General features: G+C 66.5%; 20 protein-coding genes. 12 read left to right on the top strand and 8 right to left on the bottom strand.

All coding sequences use genetic code 11. From position 1 onward, the window contains the following. Nucleotides 1–5 precede the first annotated feature (5 nt). From prmA to LCI23_RS11440, 6 genes are all read right to left on the bottom strand, one after another. Nucleotides 6–959 carry a 50S ribosomal protein L11 methyltransferase gene (gene prmA, locus LCI23_RS11465; protein WP_224946593.1) on the bottom strand — a complete coding sequence of 318 codons (954 nt, stop codon included), beginning with the start codon at nucleotides 957–959 and terminating at the stop codon, nucleotides 6–8. Then, on the bottom strand, nucleotides 956–2,356 hold the full coding sequence (gene accC / locus LCI23_RS11460) for an acetyl-CoA carboxylase biotin carboxylase subunit (protein WP_224946592.1): 1,401 nt from the start codon (nucleotides 2,354–2,356) through the stop codon (nucleotides 956–958). The genes prmA and accC overlap by 4 nt, the downstream gene beginning before the upstream one ends. Nucleotides 2,357–2,459: 103 nt before the next feature. Beyond that, the gene (gene accB, locus LCI23_RS11455) at nucleotides 2,460–2,921 is read right to left on the bottom strand and encodes an acetyl-CoA carboxylase biotin carboxyl carrier protein (RefSeq protein WP_224946591.1); all 462 of its coding nucleotides are present in this window, start codon (nucleotides 2,919–2,921) and stop codon (nucleotides 2,460–2,462) included. A 91-nt stretch (nucleotides 2,922–3,012) separates the two neighbouring features. Then, nucleotides 3,013–3,450: a type II 3-dehydroquinate dehydratase gene (aroQ, locus tag LCI23_RS11450; RefSeq protein WP_224946590.1), complete on the bottom strand. Its 438-nt coding sequence runs from the start codon at nucleotides 3,448–3,450 to the stop codon at nucleotides 3,013–3,015. A 183-nt stretch (nucleotides 3,451–3,633) separates the two neighbouring features. Continuing rightward, entirely contained in the window at nucleotides 3,634–4,191 is a 558-nt protein-coding gene (locus LCI23_RS11445; RefSeq protein ID WP_224946589.1) for a TlpA disulfide reductase family protein, read from the bottom strand. Then, nucleotides 4,188–4,817, bottom strand: coding sequence for a hypothetical protein (locus LCI23_RS11440; RefSeq protein WP_224946588.1), 630 nt, complete (start codon nucleotides 4,815–4,817; stop codon nucleotides 4,188–4,190). The genes LCI23_RS11445 and LCI23_RS11440 overlap by 4 nt, the downstream gene beginning before the upstream one ends. 91 nt (nucleotides 4,818–4,908) lie before the next feature. Between LCI23_RS11440 and mpl the strand changes: the two genes are divergently transcribed. The 10 genes from mpl to LCI23_RS11390 all read left to right on the top strand — a co-directional run bounded on the left by mpl (nucleotide 4,909) and on the right by LCI23_RS11390 (nucleotide 15,909). Further along, the gene (mpl, locus tag LCI23_RS11435; RefSeq protein ID WP_224946587.1) at nucleotides 4,909–6,288 is read left to right on the top strand and encodes a UDP-N-acetylmuramate:L-alanyl-gamma-D-glutamyl-meso-diaminopimelate ligase; all 1,380 of its coding nucleotides are present in this window, start codon (nucleotides 4,909–4,911) and stop codon (nucleotides 6,286–6,288) included. After that, nucleotides 6,285–6,893 carry a YqiA/YcfP family alpha/beta fold hydrolase gene (locus LCI23_RS11430; protein ID WP_224946586.1) on the top strand — a complete coding sequence of 203 codons (609 nt, stop codon included), beginning with the start codon at nucleotides 6,285–6,287 and terminating at the stop codon, nucleotides 6,891–6,893. Before mpl ends, LCI23_RS11430 begins: the two co-directional genes overlap by 4 nt. 8 nt (nucleotides 6,894–6,901) lie before the next feature. After that, entirely contained in the window at nucleotides 6,902–7,483 is a 582-nt protein-coding gene (locus LCI23_RS11425; RefSeq protein WP_224946585.1) for a chorismate lyase, read from the top strand. A 1-nt stretch (nucleotide 7,484) separates the two neighbouring features. Then, complete coding sequence (locus LCI23_RS11420) at nucleotides 7,485–9,542, top strand: ribonuclease catalytic domain-containing protein (protein WP_224946584.1); 2,058 nt, start codon at nucleotides 7,485–7,487, stop codon at nucleotides 9,540–9,542. Between the two features lie 216 nt (nucleotides 9,543–9,758). Continuing rightward, a complete protein-coding gene (locus LCI23_RS11415; RefSeq protein ID WP_224946696.1) occupies nucleotides 9,759–10,607 on the top strand; it encodes a TonB family protein in 849 nt (282 codons plus the stop codon). Nucleotides 10,608–10,612: 5 nt separating this feature from the next. Beyond that, entirely contained in the window at nucleotides 10,613–11,419 is an 807-nt protein-coding gene (aroE, locus tag LCI23_RS11410) for a shikimate dehydrogenase (RefSeq protein WP_224946583.1), read from the top strand. Between the two features lie 17 nt (nucleotides 11,420–11,436). After that, on the top strand, nucleotides 11,437–12,156 hold the full coding sequence (mtgA, locus tag LCI23_RS11405) for a monofunctional biosynthetic peptidoglycan transglycosylase (protein ID WP_224946695.1): 720 nt from the start codon (nucleotides 11,437–11,439) through the stop codon (nucleotides 12,154–12,156). 9 nt (nucleotides 12,157–12,165) lie between these two features. Further along, the gene (locus tag LCI23_RS11400) at nucleotides 12,166–12,477 is read left to right on the top strand and encodes a hypothetical protein (protein WP_224946582.1); all 312 of its coding nucleotides are present in this window, start codon (nucleotides 12,166–12,168) and stop codon (nucleotides 12,475–12,477) included. Between the two features lie 88 nt (nucleotides 12,478–12,565). Continuing rightward, the gene (gene corA / locus LCI23_RS11395) at nucleotides 12,566–13,531 is read left to right on the top strand and encodes a magnesium/cobalt transporter CorA (protein ID WP_224946581.1); all 966 of its coding nucleotides are present in this window, start codon (nucleotides 12,566–12,568) and stop codon (nucleotides 13,529–13,531) included. A 20-nt stretch (nucleotides 13,532–13,551) separates the two neighbouring features. After that, nucleotides 13,552–15,909: a DUF4214 domain-containing protein gene (locus LCI23_RS11390; RefSeq protein ID WP_224946580.1), complete on the top strand. Its 2,358-nt coding sequence runs from the start codon at nucleotides 13,552–13,554 to the stop codon at nucleotides 15,907–15,909. Nucleotides 15,910–15,936: 27 nt separating this feature from the next. Here the strand turns inward: LCI23_RS11390 and hemL are convergent, their stop codons facing one another. Then, on the bottom strand, nucleotides 15,937–17,232 hold the full coding sequence (hemL, locus tag LCI23_RS11385) for a glutamate-1-semialdehyde 2,1-aminomutase (protein ID WP_224946579.1): 1,296 nt from the start codon (nucleotides 17,230–17,232) through the stop codon (nucleotides 15,937–15,939). Between the two features lie 14 nt (nucleotides 17,233–17,246). After that, nucleotides 17,247–18,050 carry a hydroxymethylpyrimidine/phosphomethylpyrimidine kinase gene (locus tag LCI23_RS11380; protein ID WP_224946578.1) on the bottom strand — a complete coding sequence of 268 codons (804 nt, stop codon included), beginning with the start codon at nucleotides 18,048–18,050 and terminating at the stop codon, nucleotides 17,247–17,249. Between the two features lie 92 nt (nucleotides 18,051–18,142). Here LCI23_RS11380 and LCI23_RS11375 point away from each other — a divergent pair, with 92 nt between their 5' ends. Both LCI23_RS11375 and LCI23_RS11370 read left to right on the top strand, forming a co-directional pair. Next, nucleotides 18,143–18,295 (top strand): rubredoxin, encoded by a 153-nt coding sequence (locus LCI23_RS11375; protein WP_029755924.1) that lies wholly within the window; start codon nucleotides 18,143–18,145, stop codon nucleotides 18,293–18,295. 168 nt (nucleotides 18,296–18,463) lie between these two features. Beyond that, nucleotides 18,464–18,859 (top strand): PleD family two-component system response regulator, encoded by a 396-nt coding sequence (locus tag LCI23_RS11370; RefSeq protein WP_224946577.1) that lies wholly within the window; start codon nucleotides 18,464–18,466, stop codon nucleotides 18,857–18,859. Nucleotides 18,860–18,888: the final 29 nt, after the last annotated feature.

Here is an 18,888-nt window from a genome sequence, read left to right as displayed (position 1 = left end):
CTTCCTTAGCCGGCGGAGGAGCGCGGCGCAGGTGCGGTGTCCTGGCCGAGCGTGCCGTGCAGGGCAACCCAGCCGTCCTGCTCGGCCCAGACGCCCAGCTGGATGAAGGGAGCGTAGGCGGCGGCCACTTCCTCGGCCTGGCGCGCCAGCACGCCCGACAGGACCAGCGAACCGCCAGGCGCCACGCGGCCGGACAGCATCGGCGCCATCAGCTTCAATGGGCTCGACAGGATGTTGGCCACCACGATGTCGAACTGGCCCTTGGCATGGCGCGCGTTGGGCGCCGCCGCGAAGTCGTCCGGCACGTAGAAGTCGATGGCGCAGCCATTGCGCTCGGCATTGGCGCGCGCCGATTCGATCGCTTGCGGATCGATGTCGACCCCCGCCACATCATTCGCGCCGAGCTTCTTGGCCACCATCGCCAGGATGCCCGAGCCGCAGCCGTAGTCCAGCACCGACTTGCCGGGCGCCGGGTGCGCTTCCAGCCACTCCATGCACAGGCGGGTGGTCGGATGGCTGCCGGTGCCGAAGGCCAGGCCCGGATCGAGTTCCAGGATCAGGCCGTTCGGGTCCGGTGCCTCGTGCCAGCTCGGCACGACCCAGATGTTGGTGCCGATGTGGATCGGCTCGAACTGCGACTGGGTCAGACGCACCCAGTCGGCGTCTTCCACCGCGCGGGTGGTGAACGAGGGCACGACCGGCAGCTGGATGGCGTTGGCGGCTTCCTGCACGATCGCGAACTGGTCGGCGTCCGTATCGGTCAGCGCGACCACGCGCGAGTGGTCCCAGGCAGTCTCGGTCGGTTCCATGCCCGGCTCGCCGAACAGCGGTTTTTCCGCCTCCGTGCCTTCGTCCGCGTCTTCCACCGAGACCGACAGGGCGCCCGCTTCCATCAGGGCGTCCGACAGGGCCTCGGCGTGTTCGCGCGCGACTTCGATGACGACTTCAGTCCAGCTCATGCGTCTATCCTGGTGTCCGATTTGGCGCCGATCCCCGTTTCCTTCGGCAGGTCCGGCTTCGAGGCCAGCTTGTGCTCCAGGTAGTGGATGTTGGTGCCGCCCTCGATGAAGCGGGCGTCCACCATCAGCTCGCGGTGCAGCGGAATATTGGTGAGGATACCTTCAACCACCATTTCCGAGAGCGCGATTTGCATGCGGCGGATCGCCTGCTCGCGCGTGGCGCCATACGAGATGACCTTGCCGATCATCGAGTCGTAGTGCGGCGGCACGTAGTAGCCCGCGTAGGAGTGCGAATCGACGCGGATGCCGGGGCCGCCCGGCGGGTGCCAGCCGGTGATGCGGCCCGGGGACGGCGTGAACTTGAACGGGTCCTCGGCATTGATGCGGCACTCGATCGCGTGGCCCGACAGCATGATGTCGCGCTGCTTGAAGCGCAGCTTCTCGCCGCAGGCGATGCGGATCTGTTCCTGCACGATGTCGATCCCGGTGATCATCTCGGTGACCGGGTGTTCCACCTGCACGCGGGTGTTCATCTCGATGAAGTAGAACTCGCCGTTCTCGTACAGGAATTCGAAGGTGCCGGCGCCGCGGTAGCCGATCTTGCGGCAGGCTTCGGCGCAGCGGTCGCCGATCTTCTCGATGAGCTTGCGCGGGATGCCCGGCGCCGGTGCTTCCTCGATCACCTTCTGGTGGCGGCGCTGCATCGAGCAGTCGCGTTCGCCCAGCCAGACGGCGTTCTTGTGTTCGTCGGCGAGGATCTGGATCTCCACGTGGCGCGGATTTTCCAGGAACTTCTCCATGTAGACTTCCGGATTGCCGAAGGCGGTGCCGGCTTCGGTCTTGGTCATCTGGACGGCGTTCAGCAGCGCGGCTTCGGTATGCACCACGCGCATGCCGCGGCCGCCACCACCACCGGCGGCCTTGATGATGACCGGGTAGCCGACGCGGCGCGCGGTCTGGATGATCTCTTTCGGGTCGTCCGAGAGGGCGCCGTCCGAACCCGGCACGCAAGGCACGCCGGCCTTGATCATCGCCTGCTTGGCCGAAACCTTGTCGCCCATCAGCCGGATCGAGTCCGAACGCGGGCCGATGAAGACGAAGCCCGATTTCTCGACGCGCTCGGCGAAGTCGGCGTTCTCCGACAGGAAGCCGTAGCCCGGGTGGATCGCCTCGGCGTCCGTCACTTCGGCGGCGCTGATAATCGCCGGCATGTTCAGGTAGCTGAGCGTCGACTGGGCCGGACCGATGCAGACGGATTCGTCCGCCAGTTTCACGTACTTGGCGTCCTTGTCCGCCTCGGAGTGAACGACGACCGTCTTGATGCCCAGTTCGCGGCATGCGCGCTGGATACGCAGCGCGATTTCACCACGGTTGGCGATGAGGATTTTTTCAAACATGGTAGGTTCGGTGTTTCAGTGAAAACCGGCGCAGACTGGTAACAGCACGCGCCGGACACGACATGAATGGGCTGGCGGCAGGACGCCGCCGGGCCGGAGGTGCTTAGCCGATGATGAAGAGCGGCTGGCCAAATTCGACCGGCTGGCCGTTTTCCACGAAGATCTTGGTGACCGTGCCTGCGACCTCGGCATCGATCTCGTTCAGCAGCTTCATCGCTTCGATGATGCACAGGGTATCGCCCTGCTTGACACTCTGGCCGACTTCGACGAAAGCCGGGGCGCCCGGGGCCGAGCTACGGTAGAAGGTGCCGACCATCGGCGACTTGACCACGTGGCCGGTCGGCTCGGCGGCGGCCGGTGCGGCTGCCGGCGCGGCGGCCGGGGCCGGGGCGGCCGGCGCGGCGATGTGCTGCACCGCCTGCTGCGGGACCATCATCATCCCGCCCTGAGGGTTTGCGGACGACTTGACGATGCGGACCTTGCTTTCGCCTTCGGTGACTTCGAGTTCAGCGATGTCCGATTCGGCGACCAGGTCGATCAAGGTCTTGAGTTTTCTGAGATCCATGTGAAACCCCTTGGTGTTTTATTCGTTTTAAGAGAGCTGGCAACGCGCTGGTGGTGGCTACGTGGCTGCTGATACATGAAGTTGACGTAGATTAACGCGATTTAAGCGCAAAGTCGATGGCAAACCGGTATCCGTCCGGACCCAGGCCGCAGATCACGCCGAGCGCGATGGCGGACAAGTACGAGTGGTGCCGAAAGGATTCGCGGGCATGGACATTCGAGATGTGCACCTCCACGAAAGGGATTGCCACCGCCGCAAGCGCATCGCGCAGTGCCACGCTGGTATGGGTCAGGCCACCCGGATTGATGACGATCGCCTCCACGCCTTCGCTGCGCGCGGCATGGATGCGGTCGATCAGGGCTCCTTCATGGTTGCTCTGGAAGCATTCCAGGCTTGCGCCTGCGCTTGCTGCCTGTGCCCTGGCTGCCTGCTCGATGTCGGCCAGCGTCGTCGCGCCGTACACCGCAGGCTCCCGGGTCCCCAATAGATTGAGGTTGGGGCCATTAAGCAGCAGTAGCTTTTTCGCCATGTTGAAGAGTCTGAACGCCCGAAAGGAAGGCATTGTGCCGTCAAGCTCGGCTATTGGCAAGCAGTAAAATTGCCAGTTGATGCAGGCATATTCGGCGCAGTTCGGAAAAGTACGATCGTTCGCTGACCCGGTTTTTATAGGGGATCGGCAGCGCGTAATCTGGCCCACCGTGCCAGGTTACGCCTACAACTTCGCCAGATCCGCGCGCAATTCATCGAACTTGAGCTTACCCAAATACGTCTTGCGCACTTGTCCATCCGCGCCGATCAATACTGTATACGGCAAGCCGCCGGCGCTGTTGCCGAAGGCGCGCGACAGTTCGGTTCCGCCCATGCCACCCACATAGAGCGGATAGGCAATCTTGAGCTTGGCCGCGAAGGCCTGCATGTTCGACGGCGAATCGATGCCGATGCCGATCACATTGAAGGTCTTGCCACCGTCGCTGCCCGCCAGTTCGGACAGCTCCGGCATCTCCTGCACGCAGGGCGCGCACCAGGTTGCCCAGAAATTGACCACCAGCGGTTTGCCGCGCCAGCGGGCCAGCGCCTCGGGCTTGCCCTGCAAGTCGTTCAGCGACTGCGCGAACAGCTTGTCCACCGCCACTGGCGGCTTGGCGCCGGCCGCGGCGCCGGCATTGCCCGTCATGGGCGGCAATTCCTTCTGGTTGAGGGCGACCAGCGCTCCCATGATGCCGAACATGGCGGCCACGGCCGCATAGATCGCTACGTGTTTCTTGTTCATTCGTCCTGTTCCAGTGTTTCGTCGTTTGCCATCAGCGCGCGCAGCCCGGCTGCGTCGACCCGGTGCAGGCGGCCGTCGGCGCGCGGCTTGAGGGCCCCGCGTAAATCATGAAAGTCGTACAACTCGGCATGAATTCTTTCCTTATGCCACATGAAGCTGACCGTTTCAACCGGATCGTGGCGCCCACCCTTGAAATGGGGCGTTTCCGAGATCTCGATATTGACGTTGCGGTTGAGCAGGTAGATCTCGACTTCCTTGGCGCTCTCGGCAAACAGCTGCAGGTGGATGTCGTCGTGCTCGCCTGCGGTGCCGTTCAGCACGGCGCCGGTCAGGTAGGGGCGGAATTCGGCCAGCGCATCCATTACCTGGAGCGCGGTACTGCGCAGGGCCTGCAGGCGCGCGGCGTGGCCGGGCCCGCCGAACAGCGACTGGTACTTGCGGACTTCATCCTCGATCTGCAGGTTGTCGGGCATCAGGTTGGGGGCAGGGCGGTCCACCCCGAGCGCCTGGCGGGCCGCCTTGCGGCGCGCGGTATCGTAGTCGGCCCCGTCCTGGGCGATCATGCGCGCGGCAAGGGCAGCGATTTCGGCGCGCAACTGGAGTACATCATTGTTCTGTATCGGCATGGTGCCTGAATCATACTCTTGAACGGAAAATGGCAGCGGGTCGGGTAGAATCGCGCTTTCGGTCCCGACCGCAGCCCATTTTTCTTCGACCATGCACATTCACATTCTCGGTATTTGCGGCACCTTCATGGGTGGCCTGGCGGTCCTGGCCAAGGAAGCCGGCCACCGTGTCACCGGCTGCGACGCCAACGTCTATCCGCCGATGAGCACCCAGCTCGAAGCCCAGGGCATCGAGCTGATCCAGGGCTACGGCCCGGAACAGGTGTCGCTGAATCCCGACCTGTATGTGATCGGCAATGTCATGACACGCGGCAATCCGCTGATCGAAGAGATCCTGAACCGCGGCCTGCCTTACGTCTCCGGTCCGCAATGGATCGGCGAACACATCCTGCGCGACAAATGGGTGCTGGCCGTGGCCGGCACGCATGGCAAGACCACCACCACCTCGATGCTGGCCTGGATCCTGGAAGACGCCGGCTATGCGCCCGGCTTCCTGATCGGCGGGGTGCCGATGAACTTCGGCATCTCGGCGCGCCTGCATGGCGACAAGCCGAGCGACTTCTTCGTGATCGAGGCGGACGAGTACGACACCGCCTTCTTCGACAAGCGCTCCAAGTTCGTGCACTACCACGCCAAGACCGCGGTGCTGAACAACCTGGAATACGACCACGCCGACATCTTCCCCGACATCGGCGCCATCGAGACCCAGTTCCACCACCTGGTGCGCACCGTGCCCGGCGTGGGCCGCCTGGTGGTGAACGGCGACGAGGCCTCGCTGTCCCGCGTGCTGAAACGCGGCTGCTGGAGCGAAAAGGAAAGCTTCGGCCTGTCCGAAGGGGCGAACTGGAGCCTGGTCGAGCACCAGGGCGGCAGTTTCGACGTGCTGTTCAACGGCGACGTGCAGGGCACCGTGCACTGGGACCTGAGCGGCCACCACAACCGTTCGAACGCGCTGGCCGCGATCGCCGCCGCGCGCCACGTCGGCGTGCCGACCTCGCAGGCGATCGCCTCGCTGGCGCGCTTCCAGAGCGTCAAGCGGCGCATGGAAGTGCGCGGCACCGTCAACGGCATCACCGTCTACGACGATTTCGCCCACCACCCGACCGCGATCGCCACCACGGTCGCCGGCCTGCGCCAGAAGATCGGCAGTAGTGGAACAAATTCGGGCCGCATCCTGGCCGTGCTCGAGCCACGCTCGAACACCATGAAGCTGGGCGCGATGAAGGATGCGCTGCCGGGCAGCCTGAAGGACGCCGACCTGGTGTTCGGCTTCGGCAGCCAGCAGGCGCTGGGCTGGTCGCTGGCCGACGCATTGAAGCCGCTGGGCGGCATCGCCCACAGCTTCGACCAGCTCGACTACATGGTGCAGGCCATCGTGCAGGCCGCCCAGCCGGGCGACCACATCCTCGTGATGAGCAACGGCGGCTTCGGCGGCGTGCACCAGAAACTGCTGGACGCGCTGGCGCCATGAGCGCGAACGGGTACGTTCTTTACTTGCACGGATTCCGCTCCTCGCCGAAGTCCTTCAAGGCGCGGGTGGTACAGAAGGCAATGGCGGACGCCGGGCGCGCCCACGCGCTGATCTGCCCGCAGCTGCCGGCTTCGCCGAAGGCCGCGATGGACCTGGCCCTGCTGCTGGCCGAGCGCCATGCGCCCGGCAACCTGTCCATCATCGGTTCCTCGCTGGGCGGCTTCTACGCCACCTGGCTGGCCGAGCGCCTGGACGTGCCGGCGGTGCTGCTGAATCCTTCCGTGAATCCGCTGAAGAGCCTGGAGCACCACGTCGGCCTTACCACCGCGTGGCATTCCGACGAGCCCTTCGAGTTCCGCCGCGAGTACATCGACGAGCTGGCGGCGCTGCGGGTAGAGCGGATCACGAAGCCGGAACGCTACTTCCTGCTGGCCGCCACCGGCGACGAAGTGCTGGACTACCGCGACATGGTGGCCCACTACGCCGGCGCGCGGCAGCACGTGATCGAGGGCAGCGACCATGCGATCTCGGAATTTCCGCGCTATGTCGACGAGGTGCTGTCCTTCTGCGCTGGAGCGGGCGTGGTGCAGGGCACGCCGCAGTGAATGGCGCAATGAGGAATGCTTCGCTGAGGCTGGCGGCCTGGCAGCCGCATGCGGTGGCGCTGCGCGCGCCGGACCGGATGCGCGACTGGCTGACGACCGAGGGTTCGCTGACCGCGCGCCTGATGGCGCACAGTGCAGCCTTCCGCGTGCGCCGCCTGCACCAGCAGGCCGCCACCTGCCTGGCGGACGAGGCGCGCACGATCGGCCTGCCGCGTCGGGGACGCGTGTGGGAACGCGAAGTGCTGCTCGAATGCGATGGCCGGCCACGGGTGTTCGGCCACACGGTGGTGCCGATGGGCTGCACGGCCAGCGACTGGCCGCTGTTTTCGGCGCTGGGCGAGCGCTCGCTCGGCACCACCCTGTTCTACGATCCGCTGGTGCGCCGTGGCCAGCTGGAATACGCGCGCATCCGCGCGGGCCATCCGCTGTTTCGCCGCGTGCGCGCGGCCATCGGCGGACCCGAGGACACACTGTATTATGCGCGGCGCTGCGTCTACCGCCGCCACCACGGCCTGCTGCTGGTCACCGAGGTATTCCTGCCGGCGGTGCTGGACCTGAAGCGGGCCACCACACAACAGAACACGAAATGACATGAACGTATTTTTTGAAGAGTCGGGCGACTTCAAGGCCGGCAAGGTCCTGTCGCAGGCGGGCGAGGCCTACCAGGTGGAACTGGCCAGCGGCAAGCGCAGCAAGGTCAAGTCGCGCGACGTGCTGATCCAGTTCGAGCAGCCCGAGCCGGAAGCCTTGCTGGGCAGCGCGAAAGGCATCGCCGCCGAGGTCGACCTCGACTTCCTGTGGGAAGTGGCGGGACAGGAAGAATTCGGCTTCGCCGAGCTGGGGCTGGAATACTTCGGCCACGCGCCGCTGCCGTTTGAAGCGGCCGGACTGGTGCTGGCGCTGCACGCCGCGCCGATCTACTTCCACAAGAAGGGCCGCGGACGCTACAAGGCCGCCCCCGAGCAGACCCTGAAGGCGGCACTGGCCGGCATCGAGAAGAAAAAGCAGCAGGCCATCGTGCAGGCCGGCTACGTGGACGAACTCAAGGCCGGCAAGCTGCCCGCTTCGATGCAGTCCATCGTCCAGCAGCTGCTGTTCAAGCCGGACAAGAACACGATTGAATACAAGGCCCTGGAAGCGGCCGCCAACGAGCTGCAGACTACGGCTGCGCGCCTGATGCTGAACACGGGCGGCCTGGCTTCGCCCAAGGAACTGCACATGTCGCGCTTCCTGTTCGAGCACTTCCCGCGCGGCGCCGGTTTCCCCCAGGTGGAGGTGCCCGGGGCCCCGGAAGACCTGCCGCTGGCCGACGTCGCCGCCTTCTCGATCGACGACGTCACCACGACCGAGATCGACGACGCCTTCTCGGTGCGCAGGCTCGCGGACGGCAGGCTGCAGGTCGGCATCCATATCGCGGCGCCCGGCCTGGCCATCCGGCCGGACGATGCGATCGACAGGATTGCGCGCGCGCGCATGTCCACCGTGTATATGCCGGGCGATAAGATCACCATGCTGCCGGACGAGGTGGTGAATGCCTTCACGCTGGCCGAAGGCACGGACTGCCCGGCGCTGTCGCTGTACGCGGTGCTCGATCCGCAGGACTGGAGCGTGGTCTCGACCACCACCCGTGCCGAACGCGTACCGATCGCGCGCAACCTGCGCCTGAACGACCTGGACGCCATCGTCACCGAGGAAGCGCTGGCCGGTGGCAGCGGCGAAGGTACGGCCGACTACCCGCACAAGGAAGAACTGGGCCTGCTGTGGCAATGGGCCCTGCAGCTGGAAGCGGGCCGCATGAAGAAGCGCGAAGCCTTCGGCCTCAGGCCGGAACAGGCCAACCGCGTGGACTTCAACTTCTACGTCGAAGACGACGTGGTCTCGATCGTGCGCCGCAAGCGCGGCGCGCCGCTCGACAAGATCGTGGCCGAGCTGATGATCTTCGCCAACAGCACCTGGGGCAAGCTGCTGCACGACTCGGGGGTGCCGGGCATCTACCGCTCGCAGGGACCGGGCGCCGGCGGCTGGGCGGCCAAGATCCAGGTGCGCATGGTGACCCACGCGGCCCCGCACCAGGGCCTGGGGGTGGACCAGTACGCGTGGAGCACCTCGCCCTTGCGCCGCTACACCGACCTGGTGAACCAGTGGCAGATCCTGGCCTGCGCCTCGCATGGCGTGACGGCGCCGCTGGTGGCGCCGTTCAAGCACCGCGACGCGACCCTGTTCTCGATCGTGTCCGCCTTCGACGCGGCCTACGCGGCCTACAACGACTTCCAGCAGAACATGGAGCGCTACTGGTGCCTGCGCTGGCTGGCGCAGGAGAACGCCAGGCAGGTCGATGCCGTGGTACTCAAGGAAGACCTCCTGCGCCTGGTCGAGATCCCGCTGGTGGCGCGCCTGGCCGGCATGCCGCAGCTGGCGCGCGGCGCCCAGGTGCGGCTCGATATCCTGCGCTGGGACGAGGTCGACCTGAGCCTTGAGGCGCGCCTGCTGGAAGTGGCGGCCACGGCGCCCGACGCGGCGCTCGCGCTGGAAGAAGAGGAAGAGGGCGATACCGGGGAAGCGACGCTGGCCGAAGTCGTGGAAGCCGAAGGCGTGGTTGCCGCGGTCACGACCGAGGAGGGCGTCGAAGTGCCCGCCAAGGCTGGGTGATACCGTAGGGTGGGCAGGTTTCCTGCCCACGCGGTGACCGTTGGCAGATGAATGCCGTACACGATGATCTTGCCACCCGTTGAATCCCCATCCTACGTGTCGCGATCACGCCCGAATCTCCCCCCGCCCGCTGTTGCAGGTTAGAATGCCCCATCCCTGATCCAACCGCCCGCCCGGGCACGCGCAGTGAAGTACTTGCAAAACAACCGTCCCCTGATGATCGCCCTCGGCGTCTCCGTGCTCGCGCACGCGGCGCTGCTGGCGGTGCGTTTCGCCGCTCCCGATGCCTTCCGCCAGCGCCCGGCCGACCCCGGCCTGGAAGTCATCCTGGTCAACGCCAAGCACGCGCGGGCCCCGGCCAAGGCCGACGCGCTGGCCCAGGCCAACCTGGAAGGCGGCGGCACGGCCGATGCGGGACGGGTGCGCTCCCCGCTGCCCGACCTGCGCAAGGTCGAGGACGGCGAAAGCATCAAGGCCCTGCAGCGCCGCATCGCCGACCTCGAGCAGCGCCAGGAAAACGTGCTGACCCGGGTGCGCTCGTCCAGTTTCGCGGCGGCGCCCAGGACCGAGCAGGACAAGCCCGATCCGGCCGCGCGCGGCCTTGATGCCTTCGACACCAGCCGCGCCATCTCGCGCGCGGCGGCCGAGGTCATCGAGCGCATCGAGGACCAGAACAAGCGTCCCAAGCGCACCCAGATCACGCCCAGCACGCGCCAGGTCGGCTATGCCCTCTACTATAAAGAAATGCAGAAGCGGATCGAGGAAGTCGGCACCCTCAACTTCCCGCAGCAGAACGGCAGGAAGCTGTACGGCGAACTGGTGGTCTATATCCCCGTGTTCCAGGATGGGAGCCTCTACCTGAAGGATGGCGGTCCGCGCATCGAGCGCAGTTCGGGCAGCCCGGCGCTGGATGCGGCGGCGCTGCGCATCGTGCGCCAGGCCGCGCCCTTCGGCGCCTTCCCGGCGAACATGCGCAGCCGCGGCAAGGACGACCTGTGGGAGGTGATCACGCGCTTCCGCTTCACGCGCGAGGAAAAGATGCAGGCCGAGCTGCGCGGGGGGTAGGGGTGATGGACAAATACTGCGTGATCGGGAACCCGGTCGACCACAGCAAGTCGCCCGCGATCCATGCGGTGTTCGCGCGCCAGACCGGCCAGGACCTGGTCTACGGGCGCTGCCTGGCGCCGCTGGACGGCTTCGCCGCCACGCTCAGGCGCCTGGTGGACGAGGGCTACCGCGGTGCCAATGTGACCGTGCCCTTTAAGATCGAAGCGGCCGCCCTGTGTACCCGGCTGGCGCCGCGCGCGCGGGCGGCCGGGGCGGTTAACACGCTCAGCTTCGACAACGGCGAGATCGCCGGCGACAATACCGACGGTCCGGGCCTGGTGGCCGACATCACCCGCAACGCGGGCAAGGCCATCGCCGGCGGCCGCGTGCTGCTGCTGGGCGCGGGCGGCGCGGCGCGCGGCGCCCTGCTGCCCCTGATCGAACAGGGCCCGCGCGAGATCGTCATCGCCAACCGCACCGCCGCCACGGCGGCCGCGCTGGCGCGCGACTTCGGCCGGCACGGGGTGCTGCTGCGGGGGGGCGGCTTCGGCGCCGTCGCCGGTGCCTTCGACATCGTCGTGAATGCCAGTTCCAGCAGCTTGGCGGGCGCGCTGCCGCCGCTGCCGGCCGGCGTATTCGCACCCGGCGCGCTGGCGCTGGACATGATGTATGGCGAGCAGCCCACCGTGTTCATGCAATTCGCGGCGGGCCAGGGCGCGGGGGTGCGCGACGGCCTGGGCATGCTGGTCGAGCAGGCCGCCGAAGCCTTCGCCATCTGGCGCGGCGTGCGTCCCGATACCACTGAACTGTTCAGGAAGATGCGACCATGAATACCAGCACGCTCGCGATGGGCAAGACGAAGAAGGCCGCCGGCAAGGGGGCGCGCCGCTGGCGCAAGTGGCTGGTGCTCGGCCCGCTGCTGCTGGTGCTGCTGGTGCAGCTGTATTTCTTCGCCATGGTGTGCTGGTACGCGGTATTCAATCCCGGCTCGACCAGCTTCATGCGCCAGCAGCTGGCGGAACTGCGCGAGAAGAACCCGAACGCGACGCTCAAGCATGAATGGGTGCCCTACGAGCGCATCTCGGTCAACCTCAAAAAGGCGGTGGTGGCGTCCGAGGATTCGCGCTTCGCCGAGCATGGCGGGGTGGACTGGGAAGCGCTGGAAGCGGCCTATGAAAAGAACAACCGGCGCAGCAAGGTGGTGGGCGGCGGCTCCACCATCACCCAGCAGCTGGCCAAGAACCTGTTCCTGTCCGGCTCGCGCAGCTACCTGCGCAAGGGCCAGGAGCTGGTCATCGCCTTCATGCTGGAAACGGTGATGCCCAAGCGCCGCATCCTCGAGGTCTACCTGAACGTGGTGGAGTACGGCCGCGGCGTGTTCGGCGCCGAGGCGGCCGCGCGCCACTATTTCCGCACCTCGGCCGCGAACTTGAACGCGCAGCAGGCCGCGCGCCTGGCCGTGATGCTGCCCAACCCGCGCTACTACGACAAGCACCGCAGCACCCGCTACCTGGAACGTCGTACCGCGCTGATCCAGCGCCGGATGCGCTTCGTCGACCTGCCCTGAGCCCCGGCCGTGGAACTCCGGATCCGCTTGCAGGGCTTTTATTCGCCGGGTGACGAGCGCCGTTTCTTCGATGGCCTGCTGGGGCTCGCGGGTGTGGCGGGCTGCCGCGGCGAAGGGCGCGACCTGCTGGTGGCGCTCGACCTGCGGCGCCTGAACCGGGACGCCATGCGCGAGCTGGTCGCGCTGCTGTGGCGCTACCGGATCGGGCTCGCGCCACTGCGCGCGCTGGCCGGCAAGGCGCGCTTTGCCTGGCTCGACGACCCGCGCGCCTACTGGCATGCGGCCATGTTCGGCGCAGGGGCGGCGTCCGGCGCAGGCTAGCGACGAAATTGTCGTGACGGGGTGGCCGCCCCTGCGGGCTGTCGGTTACACTTGCGTCACTTCGCATTCCGGCCCTCGAGAAACACGCATGATCAACGTATTCGTCCTACAAAATGGCCGCCTGAACCAGGTCAGCGTCGACTCGCGCGAGGACCTGGCCAACGTGACACCGGTCTGGGTCGACCTGAACGAGCCCACCGACGAGGAGCGCATCCTGGTCAAGACCACCTATGGGGTGACGCTGCCGGGCGAGGACGAGGTGTCGGACATCGAGGCGTCGGCGCGCTACTACGAAGCCGAGAATGGCGACCTGCACCTGCGCACCGACTTCCTGCTCGAAGAGGAAGACGGGCCGTCGCGCGTGGTGACGGTGGCCTTCATCCTGTCCGGGAAAATCCTGTTCTCGGTGCACAACGACGACCTGCCGGTGTTCCGCCTGGTACGCCTGCGCGCGCGCTCGCGGCCCGGCTCGATCGAAGACTACATGGACGTGCTGCTCGACCTGTACGCGACCGATGCCGAGTACTCGGCGGATGCGCTCGAGGGCATCTACGAGGCCCTAGAAGAAGTCTCGACCCGCGTGCTGCAGAAGGAATTCACCGACCAGGACGCGGCCGCCGCGCTGAACGCGATCGCGCACGAGGAAGACTTGAACGGCCGCATCCGCCGCAACATGATGGACACGCGGCGCGCGGTCAGCTTCCTGATGCGCGGCCGGCTGCTGAACGCGGACCAGTTCGAGGAAGCGCGCCAGATCCTGCGCGACATCGAGTCGCTCGACGGCCACACGTCTTTCCTGTTCGACAAGGTGAACTTCCTGATGGACGCCACGGTCGGCTTCATCAACATCAACCAGAACAAGATCATCAAGATCTTCTCGGTGGCCTCGGTGGCCTTCCTGCCGCCGACCCTCATCGCCAGCATCTACGGCATGAACTTCAAGGTCTTCCCCGAGCTGAACTGGAACTTCGGCTATCCGCTCGCGATCGGACTGATGGTGGCGGCCATGGCGGCGCCGCTCGTATACTTCCAGCGCCGCGGCTGGCTGCGCTAGACGTGTGACCTTGGTGCGCCATGGTTGACCTGACCGACGACTTTCCCCAGAATCCGGACACGCCCGGCCGCCTCGACCTGTTCGCGCCGCAGCGTGGGCGATTCGAGCGCGGCTACGATGGCGACTGGTTCGCCATCACGCTCGATGCCGGCCAGCGCTACCTGTTTTCGCTGGAATCGACCACCGGCATCAGCCTTCCCGAGATCGGCAACGCCGTGTATGCGCTGGCAGTGTACGACGCGGCAGGCAACCGGCTGACCAGGATCCTGAACGGCGACTACCTGCACGGCCCGACGATCGAATTCGTAGCGCCAGCGGCAGGAACCTATTATGTCGAAGCGATCTCGTTGTACAAATGGTACGGACTGGAAGGCTACGAGCTCAAGGCCGCGCTGCGCACGGGGGCCGACGACCAGCCGGCCGGTAGTGCCACCAGCGCCTTCCTGCCGCGCGACGGCTCGGTCACCGGCAGCTTCGAGGTGGCGGGCGATATCGACTGGGTCAGGTTCAGCGTGCAGCCCGGCGTGCATTACCGCTTCGAATTCGAGGGGCCCGGCATCGGCACCGGTTCGCCCTACGTCTTTCCGACCGAGATCCGGATCCTCGATGCCGCCGGCAGGTTCGTACAATACCTGGACTGGGGCTTCTCGCCCGCGCAGGCCGGCGACTACTTCCTCGAGTTGCGCGGCCTGCAGGCAGGCACCTTCAAGGGGATCTCGCAGACCTGGCAGGACGACTATTTGCCGAGCAATGCGACGCTGGGCTCCATCGCGCCGGGAGCGCTTGCCACGGGGACCATCGAATTCGAGCACGATGTGGACCGGTTCCGGCTCGACGTCGAAGAAGGAGTGTTCTATACGCTTACCTTCAATGCCGAACCGGATGCCTACATGCTGTTCCTGCGCGACGCAGCGGGCACGATACGCGATTCCGCCTCGGGCAACATCGACGGCAGGACGATGTCGTTCGATTTCCGCGCGGGCGCAGGGGACAGCCATTTCCTGGATGTGGAGCAGGGCCCGACGGTCCGCGGCCTGCTCGAACCGCGCTCCTATATGGCCAGCCTGAGTCCCGGGAGGCGCGACCTGGTCGGCGACACCATCGCGACCGCGCAGGCGGTCCCCATAGGCGTGTCCACCCGGGGAGTGCTGGAGGCTGCCAGCGATGTCGACATGTACCGGGTCTCGCTGGTGGCGGGAGAGCCTTATGCGATGACCGTGGGCGCGCAGACGGGACGCGCCGAGGGCTTCGTGCTGCGCATACTCGGCGCGGACGGCGCGACGTTGGCGGTTGACGACGGCTGGGACGACCGCAATTACTCGCTGGCGCTCGACTTCACGCCGACGCTGAGCGGAGAATATTACCTGCAGTTGAAGTCGGCGATGGGCGGGGTGCACCCGTACACGCTTGCGGTCTTGCCGCTGCGCGGCGACACGGTTGGTCCGGCGCTGCTCGGCAGCACCCATCCGGCCGGCGCCGATGGCGTCGCGCTGACCGACACGACCATCGTGCTGCGCTTCAGCGAGCCGGTCGCGATCGACAAGTCGAACATCACGATTACCGGCCCGAACGGCGCCGTGGTCTACCAGGCCAGCGACAACGACTACCTCAGCATGGACTTTCCACTTGTCCAGGGAAGCGAGGTGCTGCTCAGGGCGAGCGCCCATTTCACGCCGGGCAGCTACACGATCCACCTGCCGCAGGGGGCGGTGTCCGACCTGGCGGGAAACCCCTACGCCGGCCCGGACAGCATGCGCTTCAGCACCGTCGCGCCGGCCGGGGCCGCGACGTCCGGGAACGACCTGCTGGCGGGGCTGCCGGGACAGCGCACCGACGGCGGCGCCGGCATCGATACGCTGCTGCTGCCGGGCGCGGCCGGCAACTACCTCATTCAGCGTAACGGGCAGGAAGCTACTACGCAGCACGACCTGTGGGACACGCGCTACGATGTCGTGAATGTCGAACGGCTGCTGTTCGAATATGGGGCGATCGCGCTCGACATCGACGGCAACGGCGGCCAGGCCTACCGCCTGTATCGCGCCGCCTTCGATCGCGCGCCCGACCTGGAAGGACTGGGTTTCTGGATTGCCCAACTCGACAGGGGCAGCAGCCTGCTCGACGCTGCGCGCGGTTTCATCGGCAGCGCCGAATTCGCGGGATTGTACGGCACCGCGCCGGACGACCAGCTGTTCGTGCGCCTGCTCTACCAGAACGTACTGCAGCGCGAGCCGGATGCGGCCGGGGCCGCGTTCTGGCTGGCGCGCCTGGGTGACGGGCAGGGACGCGAGCAGGTGCTGGTGTCTTTCAGCGAGTCGGCCGAAAACGTCGCGGCGACCCTGGATCTCATCGGGAACGGGTTCCAGTACACGCCCTATTGAGCGCCGCCGGGCCGTTCCCGGCGCGTGTCAGCCGATGCGCTTGAACACCCGGCGCGCCGCCTCGACCGTCTCGTCGATCACCGCATCGGTATGCTGGGCCGAGACGAACCCGGCTTCGAACATGGCCGGGGCAAAATACACGCCTTCGTCCAGCATGCCGTGGAAGAAGCGGTTGAAGCGCTCCTTATCGCCGGCCATCATCTGGCCATAGGTCGACGGGATGTCGTGGTTGAAATAGAAGCCGAACATGCCGCCCACCGCGTCGCCGCAGAACGGGATGCCCGCTTCCCTGGCGGCCTCGGTCAGGCCGTCCACCAGGCGCTGGGCGGCGGCGCCGAGGCGCTCGTAGAAGCCCGGCTCCTGGATCAGCTTCAGCGTGCTCATGCCGGCCGCCACCGCCACCGGGTTGCCCGACAGGGTGCCGGCCTGGTACACCGGGCCGATCGGCGCCATCTTCTGCATCAGGTCCGCGCGCCCGCCAAAGGCCGCCACCGGCAGGCCGCCGCCGATCACCTTGCCCAGCGCGGTGAGGTCCGGCGTGATGCCGTACAGTTCCTGGGCCCCGCCCAGGCCCACGCGGAAGCCGCACATCACTTCGTCGAAGATCAGCACGGTGCCGTATTCCGTGCACAGTTCGCGCATGCGCTGCAGGAATTCCGGGGTGGCGCGGATCAGGTTCATGTTGCCGGCCACCGGCTCCACGATGACGCAGGCGATGGTGTCGCCCATCGAGGCGAAGGCGTCTTCCAGCTGCGGGATGTTGTTGTAGTCGAGGACCAGGGTGTGCTTCACGAAGTCTTCCGGCACGCCGGCGCTGGTCGGGTTGCCGAAGGTGAGCAGGCCGGAGCCGGCCTTCACCAGCAGCGAATCGGCATGGCCGTGGTAGCAGCCCTCGAACTTGACGATCTTGTCGCGCCCGGTGGCGCCGCGCGCCAGGCGCAGCGCGCTCATGGTGGCCTCGGTGCCGGACGAGACCAGGCGCACCTGCTCGATCGAGGGCAGCAGGCGGCAGATCTCTTCGGCGATCTCGATCTCGCCTTCGGTCGGCGCGCCGAACGACAGGCCATTCGCGGCGGCGGCCTGCACCGCCTTGATCACCTGCGGGTGGGCGTGGCCGACGATGGCCGGGCCCCAGGAGCCGATGTAGTCGATGTAGCGCTTGCCGTCCGCGTCCCAGAAATACGGCCCCTCGGCGCGGGTGATGAAGCGCGGGGTGCCGCCCACCGAGCGGAAGGCGCGCACCGGCGAATTCACGCCGCCCGGCGTCGATTGCTGGGCGCGGGCAAACAGGATCTCGTTCTTGGAAGTGGAGTCAGTGGTCATGATGTGCGGGCTTTTCAGCACCGGTAGAATTTGTTGGGGATGAACTTGCCCATGCCGAAGCGCTGCGCGTGCTCGAGGGCGCCGGTGGTATATTCCTGGGCCGCGAACAGCGCCGCCGGCGCTTCCATGCCCTGGGCCATCAGGGCGGTGAAGGCCGCCGAATAGGTATTGCCGGCGCCGACGAACGGCCCCGGCAGGTGCGTCCATTCGACCCGGGCGACGACGCCGCCGGCGTCGAACAGGGTATTCGAACAGGCACCCGCTTCGTCGCGGGTGCCGGTCACCAGCACGTACTGGCAGCCAGCATCGGTCAGCTCGGCCACGTCCTCGAGCAGCGAACCCTCGCTGCCGGGCTCGCGCCAGATCTCGGCCATGCGGCCCAGTTCCGACTGCGACAGCATCAGCACCGTGGTCTGCGGCGCCAGGATCGAGCGGATCGCCGACAGCATTTCCTCGTCGGCCAGGCCGGAGTCGGGCAGGGCCGACAGGAAAGGGTCGAGAATGAGCGGCGCATCCGGATAGTCGGACACGATCTCGGCGATCGCCGCCAGTTGCAGTACGGTCGCCACGGCGCCGACCTTGAAGGCCGCCACCGGCATGTCCTCGAGCAGCACCCGGGCCTGGTCGGCCATCCAGTCGCTGTCGACTTCATGCAGGTTCTCGACCTTGGCGCTGTCGGCCACCAGCAGTCCGGCCACGACCGACAGTCCGTGGCATCCGTGCGCGGCGAAGGCGGCCAGGTCGGCCTGCACGCCGAGCGCGCCGACCGGGTCGGACACGCCAAATGTCAGGATGAGGGGGAACGGTTGGTTTTGCACGACGCCTGGATTAAGATACCTGATTCCGCATTTTACTAGATAGAAGGAAGCATATTGTGAGTACTGATTCGACGGCCCCTTTCCAGACCTGGATGTGCCTGATCTGTGGCTGGGTCTATGACGAGGCCGCCGGCGCGCCGGACGACGGCATCGCCCCCGGCACCCGCTGGGCCGATGTCCCGATGAACTGGACCTGCCCGGAATGCGGCGCCCGCAAGGACGATTTCGAGATGACCGCCATCTGATGTCACCGGGCGGGCCACGGTCCGCCCACCCTGCCATTGCCTTCTTGATAGCTGAGTTTGCAAGACGTCAATCCAATCTGCGGGCAACAGTTGACGTACTGCAACACTCCTGCGCACAAGGGCAAAACCCTGTGCTATCGTGGCGCTTCATGCTGAAGTGAAACGAAAATGACGACATCGCCGCAAGCAAACGGCCTGACCATCATGGTGATCGACGACAGCAGCACGATCCGCCGCTCCGCCGAAATCTTCCTGACCCAGGCCGGCTACACGGTGGTGCTGGCCGACGATGGCTTCGATGCGCTCGCCAAGATCAACGACCACCACCCGGCGCTGGTGTTCTGCGACATCCTGATGCCGCGCCTGGATGGCTACCAGACCTGCGCCCTGATCAAGAAGAGCGCGCGCTTCCACGCCACGCCGGTGCTGATGCTGTCGTCCAAGGACGGGCTGTTCGACCGCGCGCGCGGCGCGATGGTCGGCGCCAGCGCCTATCTCACCAAGCCGTTTTCCAAGGACAGCCTGCTGGCGGCCGTGCGCGAGCACACCGCCGCCCGCGACTGACCTGACTGACCTGACAGACCTGACCGACC

Source organism: Massilia sp. MS-15 (assembly GCF_020176695.1).
Lineage (GTDB): Bacteria > Pseudomonadota > Gammaproteobacteria > Burkholderiales > Burkholderiaceae_D > Telluria > Telluria hydrophila.
The sequence above is the reverse complement of the archived record's forward strand: the minus strand, read 5'-3'. Positions and strand labels throughout refer to the sequence as shown.

Excerpts from the sequence above, each read along its gene's own strand:
- LCI23_RS11370 (WP_224946577.1), top strand. The coding sequence starts at position 18,464 with ATGACGACATCGCCGCAAGCAAACGGCCTGACCATCATGGTGATCGAC.
- LCI23_RS11425 (WP_224946585.1), top strand. The coding sequence starts at position 6,902 with ATGAGGAATGCTTCGCTGAGGCTGGCGGCCTGGCAGCCGCATGCGGTG.
- LCI23_RS11430 (WP_224946586.1), top strand. The coding sequence starts at position 6,285 with ATGAGCGCGAACGGGTACGTTCTTTACTTGCACGGATTCCGCTCCTCG.
- corA (WP_224946581.1), top strand. The coding sequence starts at position 12,566 with ATGATCAACGTATTCGTCCTACAAAATGGCCGCCTGAACCAGGTCAGC.
- aroE (WP_224946583.1), top strand. The coding sequence starts at position 10,613 with ATGGACAAATACTGCGTGATCGGGAACCCGGTCGACCACAGCAAGTCG.
- LCI23_RS11420 (WP_224946584.1), top strand. The coding sequence starts at position 7,485 with ATGAACGTATTTTTTGAAGAGTCGGGCGACTTCAAGGCCGGCAAGGTC.
- LCI23_RS11445 (WP_224946589.1), bottom strand. The coding sequence starts at position 4,191 with ATGAACAAGAAACACGTAGCGATCTATGCGGCCGTGGCCGCCATGTTC.
- LCI23_RS11390 (WP_224946580.1), top strand. The coding sequence starts at position 13,552 with ATGGTTGACCTGACCGACGACTTTCCCCAGAATCCGGACACGCCCGGC.
- hemL (WP_224946579.1), bottom strand. The coding sequence starts at position 17,232 with ATGACCACTGACTCCACTTCCAAGAACGAGATCCTGTTTGCCCGCGCC.
- LCI23_RS11375 (WP_029755924.1), top strand. The coding sequence starts at position 18,143 with ATGTGCCTGATCTGTGGCTGGGTCTATGACGAGGCCGCCGGCGCGCCG.
- prmA (WP_224946593.1), bottom strand. The coding sequence starts at position 959 with ATGAGCTGGACTGAAGTCGTCATCGAAGTCGCGCGCGAACACGCCGAG.
- mpl (WP_224946587.1), top strand. The coding sequence starts at position 4,909 with ATGCACATTCACATTCTCGGTATTTGCGGCACCTTCATGGGTGGCCTG.
- LCI23_RS11415 (WP_224946696.1), top strand. The coding sequence starts at position 9,759 with ATGATCGCCCTCGGCGTCTCCGTGCTCGCGCACGCGGCGCTGCTGGCG.
- accB (WP_224946591.1), bottom strand. The coding sequence starts at position 2,921 with ATGGATCTCAGAAAACTCAAGACCTTGATCGACCTGGTCGCCGAATCG.
- accC (WP_224946592.1), bottom strand. The coding sequence starts at position 2,356 with ATGTTTGAAAAAATCCTCATCGCCAACCGTGGTGAAATCGCGCTGCGT.
- aroQ (WP_224946590.1), bottom strand. The coding sequence starts at position 3,450 with ATGGCGAAAAAGCTACTGCTGCTTAATGGCCCCAACCTCAATCTATTG.
- LCI23_RS11440 (WP_224946588.1), bottom strand. The coding sequence starts at position 4,817 with ATGCCGATACAGAACAATGATGTACTCCAGTTGCGCGCCGAAATCGCT.
- mtgA (WP_224946695.1), top strand. The coding sequence starts at position 11,437 with ATGGGCAAGACGAAGAAGGCCGCCGGCAAGGGGGCGCGCCGCTGGCGC.